The sequence below is a fragment of the Achromobacter sp. D10 genome, assembly GCF_035282245.1.
GTDB classification, from domain to species: Bacteria; Pseudomonadota; Gammaproteobacteria; order Burkholderiales; family Burkholderiaceae_B; genus Achromobacter; species Achromobacter insolitus.
In genome coordinates, this window is record NZ_JAYJLE010000005.1 from 14,756 (window position 1) to 31,082 (window position 16,327).

16 protein-coding genes are annotated in these 16,327 nt (G+C 65.7%); 10 read left to right on the forward strand and 6 right to left on the reverse strand.

The genetic code is table 11. The features are described from left to right. Positions 1-70 precede the first annotated feature (70 nt). The 4 genes from VCS63_RS16035 to VCS63_RS16050 are packed head-to-tail and all read left to right on the forward strand — an operon-like array spanning position 71 to position 4,832. Positions 71-1,399, forward strand: a complete 1,329-nt coding sequence (locus tag VCS63_RS16035; RefSeq protein ID WP_416373254.1) for an MFS transporter — start codon at positions 71-73, stop codon at positions 1,397-1,399. Beyond that, entirely contained in the window at positions 1,396-2,175 is a 780-nt protein-coding gene (locus VCS63_RS16040) for an SDR family NAD(P)-dependent oxidoreductase (protein WP_042793969.1), read from the forward strand. Before VCS63_RS16035 ends, VCS63_RS16040 begins: the two co-directional genes overlap by 4 nt. A 24-nt stretch (positions 2,176-2,199) precedes the next feature. Beyond that, a complete protein-coding gene (ilvD, locus tag VCS63_RS16045) occupies positions 2,200-3,942 on the forward strand; it encodes a dihydroxy-acid dehydratase (protein ID WP_323880356.1) in 1,743 nt (580 codons plus the stop codon). After that, complete coding sequence (locus VCS63_RS16050) at positions 3,939-4,832, forward strand: NAD(P)-dependent oxidoreductase (RefSeq protein WP_063642504.1); 894 nt, start codon at positions 3,939-3,941, stop codon at positions 4,830-4,832. Before ilvD ends, VCS63_RS16050 begins: the two co-directional genes overlap by 4 nt. A gap of 81 nt (positions 4,833-4,913) precedes the next feature. Here the strand turns inward: VCS63_RS16050 and VCS63_RS16055 are convergent, their stop codons facing one another. Then, positions 4,914-5,531: a cysteine hydrolase family protein gene (locus VCS63_RS16055; RefSeq protein WP_323880359.1), complete on the reverse strand. Its 618-nt coding sequence runs from the start codon at positions 5,529-5,531 to the stop codon at positions 4,914-4,916. A 151-nt stretch (positions 5,532-5,682) separates the two neighbouring features. Here VCS63_RS16055 and VCS63_RS16060 point away from each other — a divergent pair, with 151 nt between their 5' ends. The 3 genes from VCS63_RS16060 to VCS63_RS16070 all read left to right on the forward strand — a co-directional run bounded on the left by VCS63_RS16060 (position 5,683) and on the right by VCS63_RS16070 (position 8,688). Further along, positions 5,683-6,633, forward strand: a complete 951-nt coding sequence (locus tag VCS63_RS16060; protein WP_076814146.1) for a GlxA family transcriptional regulator — start codon at positions 5,683-5,685, stop codon at positions 6,631-6,633. A 131-nt stretch (positions 6,634-6,764) separates the two neighbouring features. Next, entirely contained in the window at positions 6,765-7,688 is a 924-nt protein-coding gene (locus VCS63_RS16065) for a bifunctional helix-turn-helix transcriptional regulator/GNAT family N-acetyltransferase (RefSeq protein ID WP_042793974.1), read from the forward strand. A gap of 61 nt (positions 7,689-7,749) precedes the next feature. After that, positions 7,750-8,688 carry a DMT family transporter gene (locus tag VCS63_RS16070; protein WP_323880363.1) on the forward strand — a complete coding sequence of 313 codons (939 nt, stop codon included), beginning with the start codon at positions 7,750-7,752 and terminating at the stop codon, positions 8,686-8,688. On the opposite strand, the gene VCS63_RS16075 is transcribed toward VCS63_RS16070, so the two are convergent. From VCS63_RS16075 to VCS63_RS16085, 3 genes are all read right to left on the reverse strand, one after another. Continuing rightward, positions 8,672-9,244, reverse strand: coding sequence for an HD domain-containing protein (locus tag VCS63_RS16075; RefSeq protein ID WP_238914141.1), 573 nt, complete (start codon positions 9,242-9,244; stop codon positions 8,672-8,674). The two genes, VCS63_RS16070 and VCS63_RS16075, sit on opposite strands and share 17 nt — an antisense overlap. A gap of 77 nt (positions 9,245-9,321) precedes the next feature. After that, the gene (locus VCS63_RS16080) at positions 9,322-9,705 is read right to left on the reverse strand and encodes a hypothetical protein (RefSeq protein WP_063642500.1); all 384 of its coding nucleotides are present in this window, start codon (positions 9,703-9,705) and stop codon (positions 9,322-9,324) included. 244 nt (positions 9,706-9,949) lie between these two features. Continuing rightward, positions 9,950-11,095 (reverse strand): alpha-hydroxy acid oxidase, encoded by a 1,146-nt coding sequence (locus tag VCS63_RS16085; RefSeq protein ID WP_323880366.1) that lies wholly within the window; start codon positions 11,093-11,095, stop codon positions 9,950-9,952. 164 nt (positions 11,096-11,259) lie between these two features. Between VCS63_RS16085 and VCS63_RS16090 the strand changes: the two genes are divergently transcribed. Continuing rightward, positions 11,260-11,598, forward strand: coding sequence for a hypothetical protein (locus VCS63_RS16090; protein ID WP_042793977.1), 339 nt, complete (start codon positions 11,260-11,262; stop codon positions 11,596-11,598). 66 nt (positions 11,599-11,664) lie between these two features. Beyond that, entirely contained in the window at positions 11,665-12,096 is a 432-nt protein-coding gene (locus tag VCS63_RS16095; protein ID WP_063642497.1) for a VOC family protein, read from the forward strand. Between the two features lie 28 nt (positions 12,097-12,124). On the opposite strand, the gene VCS63_RS16100 is transcribed toward VCS63_RS16095, so the two are convergent. Both VCS63_RS16100 and VCS63_RS16105 read right to left on the reverse strand, forming a co-directional pair. Next, the gene (locus tag VCS63_RS16100) at positions 12,125-12,541 is read right to left on the reverse strand and encodes a VOC family protein (protein ID WP_175199696.1); all 417 of its coding nucleotides are present in this window, start codon (positions 12,539-12,541) and stop codon (positions 12,125-12,127) included. Then, positions 12,538-14,538 (reverse strand): aminotransferase class I/II-fold pyridoxal phosphate-dependent enzyme, encoded by a 2,001-nt coding sequence (locus VCS63_RS16105; protein ID WP_323880369.1) that lies wholly within the window; start codon positions 14,536-14,538, stop codon positions 12,538-12,540. Before VCS63_RS16105 ends, VCS63_RS16100 begins: the two co-directional genes overlap by 4 nt. 88 nt (positions 14,539-14,626) lie before the next feature. Between VCS63_RS16105 and VCS63_RS16110 the strand changes: the two genes are divergently transcribed. Continuing rightward, entirely contained in the window at positions 14,627-16,324 is a 1,698-nt protein-coding gene (locus VCS63_RS16110; protein ID WP_323880371.1) for an NAD(P)H dependent flavin oxidoreductase family protein, read from the forward strand. Positions 16,325-16,327 lie beyond the last annotated feature (3 nt).

The following is a 16,327-nucleotide window of genomic DNA, read 5'->3' on the forward strand; positions in this document are numbered from 1 at the left end:
CATAACCGAACTCGCAGACTGCTGAATAACTCGATGTGCCCCATGGCACACACCCACGGAGACAACACTCATGAGTACGTCCCTTTCCGGCGGCGCGCAGGCGTATGCCGGCTCTCAGGCCGCGCAGCATCCCGCGCAGCTTGACGCGCTGTACCGCAAGCTGGCCTGGCGCATCATGCCGTTCCTGTTCCTGTCGTTCATCGTCGCGTACATCGATCGCGTCAATGTGAGTTTCGCGAAGCTGCAGATGCTCTCCGACCTGTCTCTGTCGGAAACGGTCTATGGCCTGGGGGCCGGCATCTTCTTCCTGGGGTACTTCATCTTCGAGGTGCCGAGCAATCTGATCCTGCACCGCGTGGGCGCGCGCATCTGGATCGCGCGCATCATGGTCACCTGGTCGATCATTTCGTGCTTGACCATGTTCGCGCAAGGACCGCTGTCGTTCTATTTGCTGCGGTTCCTGCTGGGGGTGGCCGAAGCCGGCTTTTTCCCGGGCATCGTGCTCTACCTGTCCACCTGGTTCCCGTCGAGCCGTCGCTCGCAGATCATCGCCCTGTTCATGGTGGCGATCCCGGTGTCTGGCGCCATCGGCGGCCCGCTGTCCGGCTGGATCATGGAGCGGTTCGGTGGCTTGCATGACCTCTCCGGCTGGCAGTGGCTGTTCCTGGTTGAAGGGCTGGGGTCGCTGGTGGTCGGGATTGCCGCCTTCTTCATGCTGCAAGACAGGATCGAGACGGTGAAGTGGTTGAACGCGGATGAGAAACGCCTGCTGGCGCAGGATCTGGCGGCCGACGACAGCACCCGGGCCCGCCATAGCGTGCGGCAGGTGTTCGGCGACCGCAAAGTCTGGCTGCTTGGCCTGCTCTACTTCTGCATCGCCATGGGCAACTACGGCCTCGTATTCTGGCTGCCGACGATGATACGCGCCGCGGGTGTCGCCAACCTGGGTAGTATCGGCTTGCTGTCGGCGGTGCCGTCGCTGGTCAGCGCGGTGGCGATGATCCTCATCGCGCGCCATGCGGACCGTACCAACGAACGCCGCATCCACGTCGCCGTGTGCTGTGTGCTGGGCGCCGCGGGCATGCTGGTATCGGTGCTGCTCGCCGAACACCTCTGGTGGTCGATGGCCGCGCTCATCGTTGCCGCCATCGGCATCAATTCGATCGCGCCGGTTTTCTGGGGAATCCCCACGGCGATGATGAGCGGCGCGGGCGCGGCTGCGGCCATCGCGCTGATCAACTCGGTCGGCAACCTGGCCGGCTTCGTGAGCCCGTATGTGATCGGCTTTCTCAAGGATACGACCGGGCGGCTGCTGCCTGGCATGATCCTGCTCGCCTGCGCGCTGGTCGGCGGGGCCCTCATCGCCATGTCGCTGCGCACGAAGCGGGGTCAGGCATGAGCGTGCCCGTCTGTCTGGTAACCGGCGCGGCCAGCGGCATCGGGGCCGCCACGGCCCTGCGCTTCGCGCGTGAAGGGTGGGCCGTGGCCATCAACAATTTCGACCACGGCACCCGCGCGGCGGCCGAGGCGGTGGCCGCACAGTGCGGCGACGCCGGCGCCCCGACCCTCATCGTGGATGCCGACGTGGGCGACGATGCTGCCTGCCGCGCCATGGTCGACGCCGTCGCGGCGAAGTGGGGACGGCTGGACGCCGTCGTGAACAGCGCGGGCACGACGCGCGTGATTGCGCACGACGACCTCGATGCAATCGACGCCGCCGAATTCGAACGCGTCTATCGCGTGAATCTCATCGGCATGTTCCAGATGACGCGCGCCGCGGCGCCCCTGATGCGCGAGCGTCCGGCAGGCGCGGCGTCGGGCTGCGTCATCAATATTTCTTCGCTAGCGTCCCTCAATGGCACGGGATCATCGATTGCCTACGCGGCCTCCAAGGGCGCGGTCAATTCGCTGACGCTGTCGCTCGCGCGCAATCTGGCCCCGCGTGTCCGCGTGAATGCCATCGCCCCGGGCATGGTCGACGACGGCTTGTTGCGGCGCGTGCTCGGCGACGAGGCCTACGCCCGCGTGGTCGACGGCATGCGCGAGAACGCGCCGCTCAAGCGGGTGTGCCAGCCGTCCGAGATCGCGGAACTGGCGTGGTTCATCGCCGCGCGGGCGCCAGCAATGACGGGTCAGGTGCTGGCCATTGAGAACGGCTTGCTGCTCAACACTTGAGCCCATCGACATAAGGAATACTCCATGAAAGATCTGCACAAACACCGCTCCCGCACGGTCACCGAAGGCGTGACGCGCGCCCCGCACCGCGCCTTCCTGCGCGCCACGGGCCTGGATGACGAGGCCATCGACAAGCCGTTCGTCGCCATCGTCGACACCTTCGGCGAGAACACGCCCTGTTCCATGTCGCTGAACCAGGTATCGGACAACGTCCGCCTGGGAATCGCGGCCGGCGGCGGGGTGCCGATACGCGGCTCGGCGATCTCGGTCTCCGACGGCACGTCGATGAATCACTCGGGCATGCGGTTCTCGCTGGTGTCGCGCGAGACCATTGCCGACAGCGTCGAATTGTTCGTGCGCGCCCACTGCTACGATGCGCTCGTCGGCGTGGCCGGTTGCGACAAGACCCTGCCCGGCATCCTGATGGGCATGGTGCGCGTGAACGTCCCCGGCGTGTTCCTGTTCGGCGGCGCCATGTTGCCGGGCGTGGCCCCGGACGGCTCGCAGGCCACGATTCTGACGGCCATCGAAGCCGTCGGCGCGGCGCAGCGGGGCGACATGTCGGCCGAAACGCTGCGCGGCATTGAAAAGCGCTGCACGCCGACCGCCGGCTCCTGCCCGGGACAGTTCACGGCCAACACCATGGCGATGGTCGCCGAAGTGCTGGGGCTTGCCCCGCTGGGATCGGCGATGGTGCCGGCCGTCTACAGCGAACGGATCGCGATTGCCCGCCGCGCCGGTGAAAACGTCATGCGCGCGCTGCGCAATGGCGGCCCGCTGCCGCGCGACCTGGTGACGCGCAAGAGCCTGGAGAACGCCTGCGCGGCCGTCGCCGCCACCGGCGGGTCGACCAATGCCATGCTGCACATCCCGGCCATCGCCCACGAGGCAGGCATTACGTTCACGCTCGATGACGTCTCGGAAGTCCTGGCGCGCACGCCGCTTATCGGCGACATGCAGCCGGGCGGACGCTATCTTGCCGTGGATCTGCACCACGTCGGCGGCGTGCCAGCGGTGCTCAATGCCCTGCTCGCGGGCGGGCATATACACGGCGACACGCTCGCGCAAAGCGGCGAAACGCTGGAAGCGGCGCTGCGCGCCTTCCCCGGCCCGGACGGCCGCGTGGTCAAGCCGCATGACGAACCGCTCTCGCCCAATGCGGGGCTGGTGGTCCTGCGCGGCAATCTGGCCCCCGACGGCGCGGCACTGAAGACCGCCGGCCTCAAACAGCTGGTGTTTTCGGGCACGGCGCGGGTATTCGAGACTGAAGAAGACTGCATGGCGGTGGTTGCCGCCGGCGCCTATCGGGAAGGCGACGTCCTGGTAATCCGAAACGAAGGCCCCAAGGGCGGCCCGGGCATGCGTGAAATGCTGAGCGTCACCGCGGCAATCTACGGACAAGGCATGGGTGAAAAAGTCGCGCTGCTCACCGATGGCCGGTTCTCGGGCGCCACGCGCGGCATGTGCATCGGCTATGTCGGCCCTGAAGCCGCGGCGGGCGGGCCGATACGCTTGCTACGCGACGGCGACCGCATACACATCGATGCGCTCAAGGGGTGTCTCGACGTCGAACTCTCCGACGAAGAACTCGCGCAGCGCGCGGCGGCAAGCCAGCCGTTTGCGCGCGGCAGGCTGGGCGGCGTGCTCGAGAAATACGAGGCGCTCGTGCGTCCGGCCAAGCTGGGCGCCGTTACCCATTCCGGAGCCGTGGATTGGCCTTACGAAACCCCTCTCGGGGAAACGCCCGCACAAGGAAACCAACAATGACGAAGACGCCGCGTATCGGCTTTTGCGGGATCGGCCGCATGGGCGAACCCATGACCCGGCGGCTACTGGCCGCCGGACACGAGGTCGCAGTCTGGAACCGTTCCAGCGCAAAGCTTGGTCCCCTTGCCGCTGCCGGGGCGCAGGCCCGGACCACGCCGCAGGCGCTGGGCGAGGACGTGGAAATCGTCCTGCTTTGCCTGGGCGACGGCCAAGCCGTAGAGGAGGTCGTGTTCGGCGAACACGGACTTGCTCGTTCCGCCACGCCGCCCCCTTGTCTCGTCGACCATTCGACCTTGTCGCCCGCGCTCACGCGCGATCTGGCCCGCCGCTGGACGGCAGCAACCGGCGGGGTATGGATCGATGCTCCCGTCTCGGGCGGCACGGACGGCGCGGCCACCGGCAAGCTGGCCATCATGGCGGGTGGACCGGCGGATGCGATCGAATCCGTGACGCCCGTGCTGCGCGCGTTCGCCTCGCGCGTCACGCGCATGGGCGATGTGGGCGCGGGCCAGACCACCAAACTGGCCAACCAGGCCATCGTCGCGACGACGCTCGCCGGCTTGGCCGAAGCCTTCGTGCTGGCCAGGCGCAGTGGAATCCACACCGCCGCCCTGCCCTCGGCCTTGCAAGGTGGCTGGGCCGATTCCGTGCTGCTGCAAACGCTGTGGCCGCGCATGGTGACGCCGCCCGAGCATGCCACCGGCACGGTGCGCGTCATGCTCAAGGATCTCGACGCGATCGCCGAGCTCGCAGAAGCGAGCGCGACGGTCCAACGCGTGCTGCCAGAAGTGCGCCGCCTGCTGCAGGACGCCGTGCAACGCGGCATGGCAGACTGGGATCTGTCCCAGGTGTTCCGGATTGGCGAGGCGGAGAGCGGGCCCGACACGTAATCGACTGCGGCGTCCAGGCCTGTCCATGAACTCGTGCCGGCTCTCCCGGCTATCCGGAACGCATGCCGGCCCTGCCCGCCCTCAAGCCAGCGGCAACTCCAGCACCTGCTTCGTCGTCATGATGTCGCCGAAGGTGTCATCGATGCTCGCCAGGGCGGCCCGGTGCAGTATCGCGTGCGGCAGCGCGGAGGAATCGCTCGCGCCGGTATCCAGGTCGCGAGTGGCGCAGGCGTCGGCGGCCACGATGACCTGATAGCCCAGCGGCACCGCGTCCCGGGCGGCACCCGCGACGCAAGCGTGGGTCATCAGGCCGGTGACGAGCAGTGTGCGGATGCCGGCGGCTTTCAAGCGCTGGTCGATGTCGGTGCTGGGGAACACGCTGACCGTGGACTTGCGCAGCACAGTATGGCCGGGCGCGGGGCGCAGGTCGGGATGGAAATCGAGGCCGGCGCTGCCCTCGGCGAAGACCGGGCTGCCGGCGGGCGCGGCGTGCTGGATGTGGAAGACCGGAATCCCATTCTGGTCGGCAAAAGCGACGAGCCTGGCGGCGTTGCGCAGGGCCGCGGGCCCGTCGGGAATGGGCAGCCTGCCGCTGAAGTATTCGTTCTGGAAGTCGATCACCAGCAAAGCGGTGCTCGCTGGGTCGATGGACTGTGGAGCGGTGGCGCCGGCGATGGCGCGGATGGTCGGATGGTTCATCGTAGGTCCTTGATCTGTAGGCATTTCGTATGCTGTTCACGCATGAGGGCGAACGGCATCAAGCATCCTCCATCCACCCGAAGCCGGAAAGTGGCCCAAAGACCAATAAATGATAGGATCGGGCCAAATACAGACTCCAGCCACCCTCGCCATGCACACCATCGCGGTCGTCGCCTTCGCAGGCATCAGCTCCTTCCACCTGTCCGTGCCCTGCATGGTGTTCGGCGACGACCTGGCCCGTCTGGGCGTGCCGCGCTACCGGTTGCTGGTCTGCGGTGAACAGGCTGGGCCAGTCGCCACAATGTCGGGCTTCGATATCCATGTGCCGCATGACTACTCCGCCCTGGCGGAGGCCGACACGGTCATCGTGCCAGCCTGGCGCGATCCGGACGAACGTCCCCCTGAAAGCATGTTGCAGGCCTTGCGCGCCGCCCATGGGCGCGGCGCGCGGATCATTGGTTTGTGCCTGGGCGCTTTTGTGCTGGCCGAGGCGGGACTGCTGGACGGCCGGTCGGCGTCCACGCATTGGGTCTGGAGCGACGACTTCGCCCGCAAGTACCCGCGGATCCGGCTGGACCGCAAGGCCCTGTATGTGGACGATGGCGACATCCTGACGTCCGCCGGTACCGCCGCCGCCATCGATTGCTGCCTGCACCTGCTGCGTTGCGACCATGGCGCGGAGCTGGCGAACCGGGTGGCCCGCCGCATGGTGATGGCTCCGCATCGCGATGGCGGGCAGGCGCAGTACATCGAACGGCCGCTCACGCGGGAGGACGGCGGCGATCCGATAAGCGTCGCCATGGAATGGGCCATCGAACACTTGCAGGAACCATTGGGGCTGGATCGCCTGGCCGACCAAGCCGGGCTGAGCCGCCGCAATTTCACGCGGCGCTTCAAGCTGAAAACGGGCACGACCGCGACGCAATGGGTGTTGAACCACCGGCTGGCCGCGGCGCAGCGCCTGCTGGAGACCGGCGTGCTGTCGGTGGACCGAGTGGCCGAGGCGACAGGGTTTGGCTCGACGGTGTCGCTACGCCAGCACTTTACGGCTGCCTTTTCCGTGTCTCCCGCCGCCTACCGGAAGCAGTTCCGGCAACGCTGATTGCGACGGCGGCGGGCGCCCGTGAAATAGCGCCGAGCTATCGGGTTGTCCACCCCGCATCAGAAAAGAAGTCTTCCAATACTTGCCTAAAGCAAATAATAATATGCTTCAGGCAAGCAATTGGATGTTCCATGACCGGGCAATCGCTCTATGACCGCGCCGAAGCGGTCCGGCATTTCAACCGTTTCTACACACGCCAGATCGGCGTGCTGCACGAACATCTGCTCGCGAGCAAATTCTCGTTGACGGAAGTCCGTATTCTTTATGAGCTGGCCCACCGGCAGGCGCTCAGCATCTCGGACCTGTGCCGGGAACTGAACCTGGACGCCGGGTATGTCAGCCGGGTGATTTCAGGATTCGAAAAAAACGGCCTGATCGCCAAGACGCGTTCAGCGGCGGACGCGCGCGTGGGCCTGCTGGAGCTGACCGACGCAGGCCGCGAGGCATTTGCGCCGCTCAATGAGGCCTCGCGCAACGAGATCATCGCCATCCTCAAGCAACTCTCGGAGCCGGCGCAAGCGCAGCTGGTCCATGCCATGAACGAGATCCAGAACCTCCTTAGCGACAACACTCCCCTGCCCTATGTGCTGCGCGATCCGCGCCCGGGCGATATGGGCTTGGTGGTGGCAAATCAGGCCAGGGTCTATGCGCAGGAGTTCGGCTGGAATTCGGAATACGAGGCGTTGGTGGCCGAGATCGTGGCGAAGTTCATCCGGGAATTCGACCGCGCAAGCGAGCGTTGCTGGATCGCGGAGAAGGACGGGAAGATGGTGGGCTCGGTCTTCGTGGTGCGCCAGGACGAAACGACGGCGAAGCTGCGCTTGTTGTACGTGGACGGTTCCGCGCGCGGCCTGGGCATCGGCCGCCGGCTGGTTGACGAATGCCTGCGTTTTGCGCGGCAGGCGGGCTACAAGCGCATGATCCTGTGGACAAATAGCGTGCTGACGGATGCGCGGCGGATCTACGAGAAGGCGGGTTTTGCGCTGATCGAGGAAGAACCGCACCATAGCTTCGGCAAGGACCTGGTGGGACAGGTCTGGGCGCGGGATCTGTAAGGCACGCGATGCCCTTCTTGCACTCGAATGAAATGCATAGTTGCGGACAGGCGCGGCTGCGGTGAGTGAACGCGCCCAGGCCATCTGCGCCGCCACCGTCACGGGCGCGCTTGTGGGGGCCGCGATGGTCTCCACACGCGCAGTATCGAGCGACGTGTCGGCGGAGACGCTGGCATTCCTGCGCTATGCCATCGGGGCGGCCGTGCTTGCCGCGCCCATGCTGCGGCGCTGGTCGGTACGGTTTACGGCCAAGGATTTCTGTGCGGTGGCGGGCCTGGGCATCCTGCAGTTCGCGATGCTGATATTGCTGTTGAACTACGCGCTGGCGCGACTGCCGGCCGCCACCTGCGCGCTGGTGTTTTCCACGCTGCCGCTGGTGACCCTGTGCCTGGCGATTGCCACGGGACGGGAACGGTTCAGTTGGCCGCGGCTGATCGGCGCGGGCGTGGCGGTTTCGGGTATTGCGCTATTGCTGCAACCCTCCGCCGCCGTGGCGGGCGGCGCCGCGGACAGCTGGGCTTGGGCCGCGTTGTTGGGCGCGACGATTATCGGCGCAGCTTGCAGTCTTTTGTATCGTCCGTATCTGCGCCGCTATCCATCCATGTATGTCAGCGTGGTGGCGATGCTTGTGTCGGTCCTGTTCCTGGCGGGCGTCTGCCTCGTACGAAACGCGCCATTGCTGCCCAGCCTGTCGGGCTTTCAATGGGCGAATGTGATGTTCATCGGACTTTCCAGCGCGGTGGGCTATTTCTGCCTGCTGTGGGCGCTGAGCCGCCTGGAGGCGAGCCGGGTCATGTCGTTTCAGGCGCTGGCGCCGATCACGGCAGTCTTGATCGAGCTGTTAATTGGCTCGTATCCGCTGAGCTGGCGCCTGACGGGGGCTTTTATTCTGGTGTTGGCCGGCGTCTGGTTCGGCACGCACGAACGGCGTCCGACCGCACCCGAGAGCGCCGCTAGCCCCGCCACTGGACCGCCAAATCCATTCAGGTCTGCGGATTGATCCGGGCGCGCGTCTTCTCGTCCAGGATAGTGCGCATCAAGGCAAACAAGGGATCCGCATCGGTGTGTTTTTGGCCGTAGGTCAGGTTGAAGCCGTAATCAAAATCCGGCGGATTCAAGCCCTGCGTGTGCTGGAGGATGGTTTCGAGTTTGTCCAGGGCCTTGACGGCTTTGGCCTCCGGCGTTGCGGCGTCCTCGTATTCCTGCCAAAGCGCCAGGATGCCCGCCCGCTGTTTCTCATCCAGCGAGCGGGTCAGGTGCAGCAGGTCGGACTTTTCCTGCTCGCTCTTGTCCGGATGACGGTGTTTTTCGATGGCAGGAACGTCGCCGTGAATCGCCTCGCCCAGGTCATGGATCACACATAGCTTCAAGACCTTAAGCATGTCCAGGCCGGCCAGTTCGTCTTCAAAAGCCATCGCCATCAGGCACAGGCGCCAGCTGTGCTCGGCCGTGCTTTCGGGACGGCCGGTAGACGTGAACCCGCTACGCAGCACGCTTTTGAGTTTTTCGGCTTCCTGAAGAAAAGCCAACCGGCCTTTGATGTCTTCGATATTCATGCTTGGTCTCAGCCTGGCGGCCTGCGGCGCGGCAACAGGCGGCGCCGGCATCACGGGTGGGGCGGTACGGGGATATCTTATTTCTCAGGTGCGAAAATCACTTGAACCGGCGCATTCGGTTTGAACGTGCTGGCCCTGGGGCCATTCTTTGGGTCGAACGCAGGATGCCACGCCCTGAGTTCCGTATCGGACGTCCATTCCAGTTGCAGCTGCTCGTCGGGCGAATATGAGTCGAACTGGGTCAGCGCTGCTATGAAGGCATTGCATTTTTCGGACACGCCGGATTCAAGAACGGAAACCTGCGTCTTCTCCGCCCAGGTCAAGGACCCACGTTGAGGGCATTTGCGGACTTCGACGTGATACTTCCCGCCGGGCGAAGGCAGATCGGCGATGATCTTGTCGGGACCGCAAGCCGTCAGGAGCATCGAGGACAGCAATATGAGCGGGATGCTTTTTTTCATTGAATGGCCTTCTGACCGTCAAAGAGGTCGATCCACGAAAACCACCGCATGATAACTTGCCACGCGGCACACGCCATTGAAGCCTACGAGTTCCCGCAGGGATAAGCGATGAAAACGTCTATGCGATATTCAGAATCTTGACCACCCGCCCCGGAGCCTCGCATGCCGATAACCCTGACCGAACTGGAGCAATAGCGGTTGCCTCATTCGCGGGTCATATGTCCGAGCTCAGCCTGGGAATCGATCAGCGAAAGCGCAAATGCCGCCGCTGCAGCTCCCCGACAGAACGGCATCCCATCAGCTTCATGGCGCGCTCGATCTCTACCCGCATCAGCTCCAACGCCCGCTCCACGCCCGGGCGGCCCGCCGCCGCCAGCGGGAACAGGTAATAGCGGCCGAGTCCCACCGCCTTGGCGCCCAGGGCCAGGGCCTTGAGCACATGGGTGCCGCGCTGCACGCCGCCGTCCATCATCACATCGATGCGATCGCCCACCGCGTCGACGATTTCCGCCAACTGGTCGAAGGCGCTGCGCGAGCCGTCCAGTTGGCGGCCGCCGTGATTGGACAGGACGATGCCGGTGCAGCCGATATCGACCGCGCGCCTGGCGTCCTCCACCGACATCACGCCTTTCAGGCAGAACTGGCCGCCCCACTGCCGCACCATGTCGGCGACATCGTCCCAGGTCATCGCCGGGTCCAGCATGTCGGTAAAGTAGCGGCTGATGGACATTGCGCCTTTGCCCATGTCGACGTGGCTGTCCAGTTGCGGCAGGCGGAAACGTTCGTGGGTGAGGTAGTTGAGCGCCCACGCCGGCTTGGCCGCAAACTGTGCGATGCCGGCCAGGTTCAGCCTGAACGGGATGGCAAAGCCCGTGCGTTTGTCGCGTTCGCGGTTGCCGCCGGTAATGCTATCCACGGTCAGCATCATGACCTGGACGCCGGCCGCTTTGGCGCGCGCCATCATCTCGCGGTTCAGGCCCCGGTCCTTGTGGAAGTAGAACTGGTAGACCTGGGGGCCGCCGCTGATCTGGCGGGCCTCTTCCAGGCTGACGGTGCCCAGCGACGACACACCGAACATGGTGCCGAACTTGCCCGCGGCCGCCGCAACGGCGCGCTCACCGTCGTGATGGAACAAACGCTGCAAGGCGGTCGGCGAGCAATAGACCGGCAGCGCCAGCTTCTGCCCCATGACGGTGACGGACATGTCCACCTCTGCCACGCCGCGCAATACGTCGGGCAGGAGGTCGCAGGATTCGAAGGCCTCCGTATTGCGGCGGTAGGTGGTTTCATCGTCGGCCGCGCCGTCGATGTAGTTGAAGATGGGGCCGGGCAACCGCTGGCGAGCCATGCGGCGAAAGTCGTGGAAGTTCTGGCACTGGTTCAGACGCATGGGTAGACCTTTATCGACACTACACGCACAGACAGCCGGAGCCCCCGAATGGAGCGGGAGGCATTGTAGACCCACCGCCATACTTCCTTGGCCATCGACGTGATGGCCAAGGGGAAGATCGTGTTAAATGCGGTCTATTGCAACAGGATCGGAATACCCCCGGAATGCCTCACCCTCTGCTCAAACCCGTCGCCTTGGCGGCGGCCGCCTTCCTGTCGCTGGGAGCCGCAACGGCGTCGGCGCAAGCGAACCTCGAGCGGGCCACCTCCTTGGCCCAGATTCACGCAATCATGGAATATTGCGGGGTGCTCACCCCCGAGCTGCTGGACATCCTGAAGAAACGGCAGCAATCAGCCACACGCGAGTCAGGCGTGTCGTCCCTGGTATTCGATGCGGAGTATCTGCGCGCCTATACGAAGGCACGCACGGCCATGGCGGATTTTGGGGAAGAAGAGAAGGAACTGACCTGTCAACCCATGCGGGCCATGGCGGGACAGGATTGAGCGGGGCGCCAGGCCGATGGCCTGGCCTTCCGAACTTGGCCCCTTGTTGATTACCAGGAGCGATGCATGGCGCAGAAAGAACGACACAAAGGCCGGTTGATCGATCACATCGGGCTGGTCGTGCGCGACCTGCCGGCCAGCAAGGCCTTCTACACCGCGGTGTTCAACGCCTTGAAGATCCCCATCGGCGGATCCGACGACAAGAATTTCTGGGCGGATGAGCTGTTTATCTCTGCGCCCGGCAGCGCCGAGGTACAAGGCGCGCTGACCGGCCGCGTGCACCTGGCGTTCCAGGCGGAAGACCAGGCGATGGTGAACGCCTTCTACGAAGCAGCAATGGCGCACGGCGGCCGGGACAACGGCCCGCCGGGCGAGCGCGCCGCCTACCATGCTGGGTACTACGCCGCCTTTGTGCTCGACCCGGATGGCAACAACATTGAAGCCGTCACGCGCGCGGGGGCCGAGCGCAGCGCGGCTTCGGTGCGGATCGCCTACTGACCGCGCCGCCCTCGCCCAGGGCCGGACCTCATGCGCCGCTACGCGGCGCCTGGATCATCTTCCAGCCATTGCCCGCGGGGTCGCGAAAACCGGCGTCCACGCTGCCGTAACGCTCGATGGGTTCCTGCGTGAATTCAACGCCCCGGGCCCGCAGCCGGGCATAGCTTTCGCGGCAGTCCGCCACGTGCAGGACCAGGGGCGGCATGGCCCCCTTGGCGACCATGGCGCGCAGGGTCTGCGCAGTGATCTCGTCATGGACGGGAGGCCCGGGCGCAAACAAACCCAGCTGGAACGAGGGCTGATCCGGATGCTGCACCGTCAGCCACCGATACGGCCCGTTGCGCACGTCCGTATGGACACGAAATCCGAGCTTGTCCACGTAGAATGCCAGCGCCTCGTCCTGATCCTCCACGTACACGCCCGCCACACTGATGCCTTGGTTCATAAGACCTCCTTGGTTGATGGGGGCAATTTACCGTCGGCCTCGCGGCGGCGCTTCTCCAAAACGGCGATTTTGAGATCGGGGCGCTGCGCGGCCTTCACGACGCAGGCGGGCACGCGGTCCAGCGCCTGCATGTCGGCGCGGGCCCGCGCGCGCATGGCGCTAGGGCTGAGTCCGGTAATGTCGCGAAAGACGCGACTGTAGGTGCCCAGGCTTTCCCAGCCCGTGGCATAGGCGATTTCGGTGACGCTCCGCTCCGTGTCCCGCAGCAGGGCCACGCTTTGCTCGATGCGCCGCGTCAGCAGATAGCGGTGAGGCGGAAGACCGAAGGCCCGTTTGAAGGAGTGGGCGAAATGGGCCTTGGAGATGCCGCTGACCTCGGCCAATCGCTCCACCGGCCAGGCTTCCTGCGACGCCGCGTCCATGCGGTCCTTGACACGCAACAAGCGGCGCAGCAAGGCCGGATCCTGCGGCGGGTCGGCTCCCGGCGCCGCTTGCCGCAACAGTGGTCCCAGCTTCTGCAAGGCCGCTTCGTCTACCGCGCTAAAGCCCACCACGACGCCCGGGGGCAAGTCCACCTTGCGGCAAAACTCCGCGACCGGCTGCATGCCGACGCCCGCGCCGCGAGCCACCGCCACGGCCTGGGCCAAGTCCCAGCCGGGCGGCAACCACCACAGCAGATGAAAACCCGCGTGCTCGCCGCCGACGCGCAACTCTTCGGCGCCTACCGCCTGCCGCAACGCGCGCAGCGCAGCATCGCGCCGCCGCGCGTACACGCCGCGCGCCTTGCGCACATGGCGGGCGAAGCTGCCATCGCGCAGAAAAGCCGCCAGCGTCATCTGTTCGATGATGCTGGGCGAACGCCCTGTCCGACGGCGCGCCCGCACGAACGCCGGCGCCAGTTCCTTGGGCACCACCGCGTAACCGATGCGCAAGGCGTTGAACAAGGTTTTGTTGAAGCTGCCGCAGTGTATGACGCGATCGGCGCTGTCCAGGCTTTTCAAGGCAGCCAACGGCGCGCCGTCATAGCTGAACTCGCTGTCGTAGTCGTCTTCGACGATCCAGCAACCGGCCTGCGCGGCCCAGTCCAGCAATTCCAGGCGGCGCGACACCGACATGGTGCCGCCAGTGGGTGACTGATGTGCAGGAGTGACATGGACGAGTTTCACATCGCGCTGGCGCCTGGCCTGCGCCACGGGAAAGCCTTCGGCGTCGATGGCCAGCGGAACGATGTGCCGGGTGTAGTGCCCGAAGATCGGCTCGGCGTTGAGGTAGCCCGGGTCCTCGATCAGTACCCTGTCCTGAGGCTGAAGCAAGAGATGGCCGCAGAGATCCAGGCCGTCCCGGATGCCGCTCAAGACGATGACCTGGTCCGGGTCGCAACTGATGCCACGCGCCGCGCCCAGGTAGCGGGTAATCTGCTCGCGCAAAGGGCGCCAGCCTTGAGGTTCATCATTGGCAAGCTGGGCAGGCGTGATGCTTCGGGCGCTGGCGAGCAAGCCTTTGCGCCAGCGCTCCATGGGAAAGAGCGCTGCGTCGGCACTGCGGGAGAAAAAGAGGGAGTTCGGCGGCGTGGGCGTGAAGATCGCGGCAAGATGCGGCATAGGCGGCGACGGGAGGGTTGTCGGCGCGGGCCGTGGCGCGCGAGCCTCGGCTGCCCCGGCGTCCTCGCCCGGCAGCCCGGCGCGAAAGAAATTGTCCGGGATCACCGCGGCCACATAGGTGCCCGAGCCGACCGTACCCGCGGTATAGCCTTCACTGCGCAGTTGGTCGTAGGCCGCCTCGACCGTGGAGCGCGCAATGTGCCAGCTTTCCGCCAGGCTCCGCGTGGACGGCAGGCGCGCGCCAGACGGCAGCGCCCCCTTCAGGATGCGTTCGCGGATCTCGCGATAGACCCAGGCCTGCTTGGATTCCCCGCGTCGCGACGCATCCATGGGCAGGTCCAGGCTGGCTTCCTGGCGCCTGGAGCTGGCGTTTTTCGCAGAAAGTGGCTTGCTCATATTGACAGAAATGGCTCTATTTCACATAGCCATTCTATCGGTAGATTGACTGCCTGTGCCCCACCGGGGCTTCCTCCTGGAACTCGATATGGATACCACCCGGCCCGCGCCCCGCCACACCATTACCCTGGATACCGGTCCCTTTGTGACCGATGGCACCACCTCGATCCTCGAGGCGGCGCTGGCCCAGGGCATACCGGTGCCGTTTTCCTGTCAGCGCGGAGCCTGCGGCTCCTGCCGCGCCGAGGTCGTCGAGGGCTGCTTCGAGCGCATCGCACCGCCGACGGACGGCAGTTATCAGACGGCCGCCGACGAATTGCTGATGTGCCAGTGCCGCGCGGCCAGCGACCTGACGCTGCGGTTTCCCCATTGGCGCGCTCCGGCGCAAGCCCGGCCTCCGCGCCGAGCCAACGTCGTGTCGCGCCTGCCACTGGCGCCTGACGTTACCCAGCTCATCGTCGAACTGCAGGACGGGGAAGACTACGATTATCTGCCCGGCCAGCATGCCCAGCTGATTCTGGAAGGCGGCGCCCGCCGCAACTTCTCGATTGCGAACGCACCCGCGGCCGCAGGCCCCGCACGGCTGGAATTCCACATCCGCCACATGCCGGGCGGCGCCTTCACTAGCGGCATCTTGCCCGCGCTCAAGTCCGGCGACCCGTTGACTTTGGACGCCGCGCAGGGCGATTGCACTTGGCGCGTGGATGAACTGCAGGGCATAGATCACCTGGTGCTGCTGGCCACTGGCACCGGCTACGCGGGCGTGGCGCCCATAATCATGGCCGCGCTGCATAGCCGCGCGCTGGAAACGGTAACGCTTTACTGGGGCGGCCGGACGCCGGACGACCACTACGCCAGCCAGATGCTGGACGCCTTGCAGGGCAAGGGCGACGGCTTCCAGTGGCATGCCGTGCTATCTGCCGGCGAGTCCGCCAGGAAACGCGTGCAGGATGCGGCCGCCGAAGCCGGGCATGACTGGTCCCGCAGCCTGGTCTACGCCTGCGGCAACCCGGCGATGGTAAGCGCGGCTCGCGAACGGCTGCTTGCGGCCGGCCTGCCCGCATATCGGTATCGGGCCGAAGCCTTCCACCCCGCGGCCAGCGGTCCGGCAGGCGCTGCGCCGCAGCGCCCGGCCCATCCCTGGGAACGCATCAGCCCGCGCTATACGCTGGCCGGCATCCTGGACGCGCGGCAGCGCTCCATGAGGGCGGTAGAGGAAATCGCCGGGCTGATACGTCCGGGCATGACAACGCGCGAGGCCATCGCAGTCGCGGACGAGCACCTGCGCCGGATGGGCGCATCCCACAATTGGCATCCGACCTACGTGCGCTTCGGCCCGGACACCCAGTCCCCTCCGATCCAGCGCACCGACTATGACCGCAAGCTGCAAGAGCAAGACCTCTTCGTTCTGGACATAGGCCCGGTTTGGGACGGCTACGAGGGCGATTATGGCGACACCTTCGTACTCGGCGCCGACGAAGACCGCCGCCGTTGCGCCGAGGCCGCCCGCAGCGTTTTCAAGCGGACCCGCCAGGCATGGCTGGAAGGCTTGACCGGCACGGCCCTGTACGACCGCGCCACCGAGTATGCCCGCGAGCATGGATGCGAACTGGTGCGGGAAATTCCCGGCCACCGGGTCTCGGATTTTCCCCATGCGCTATATGGCAGGCATTTGCTCGCCCAGGCCGACTTCGTGCCCGCCGACGGCATCTGGGTACTGGAGATCCAGGTGCGCGACGCGCGGCGGCCCCTGGGCGCGTTCTACGAGGACGTGCTGCTGCGCTGACGG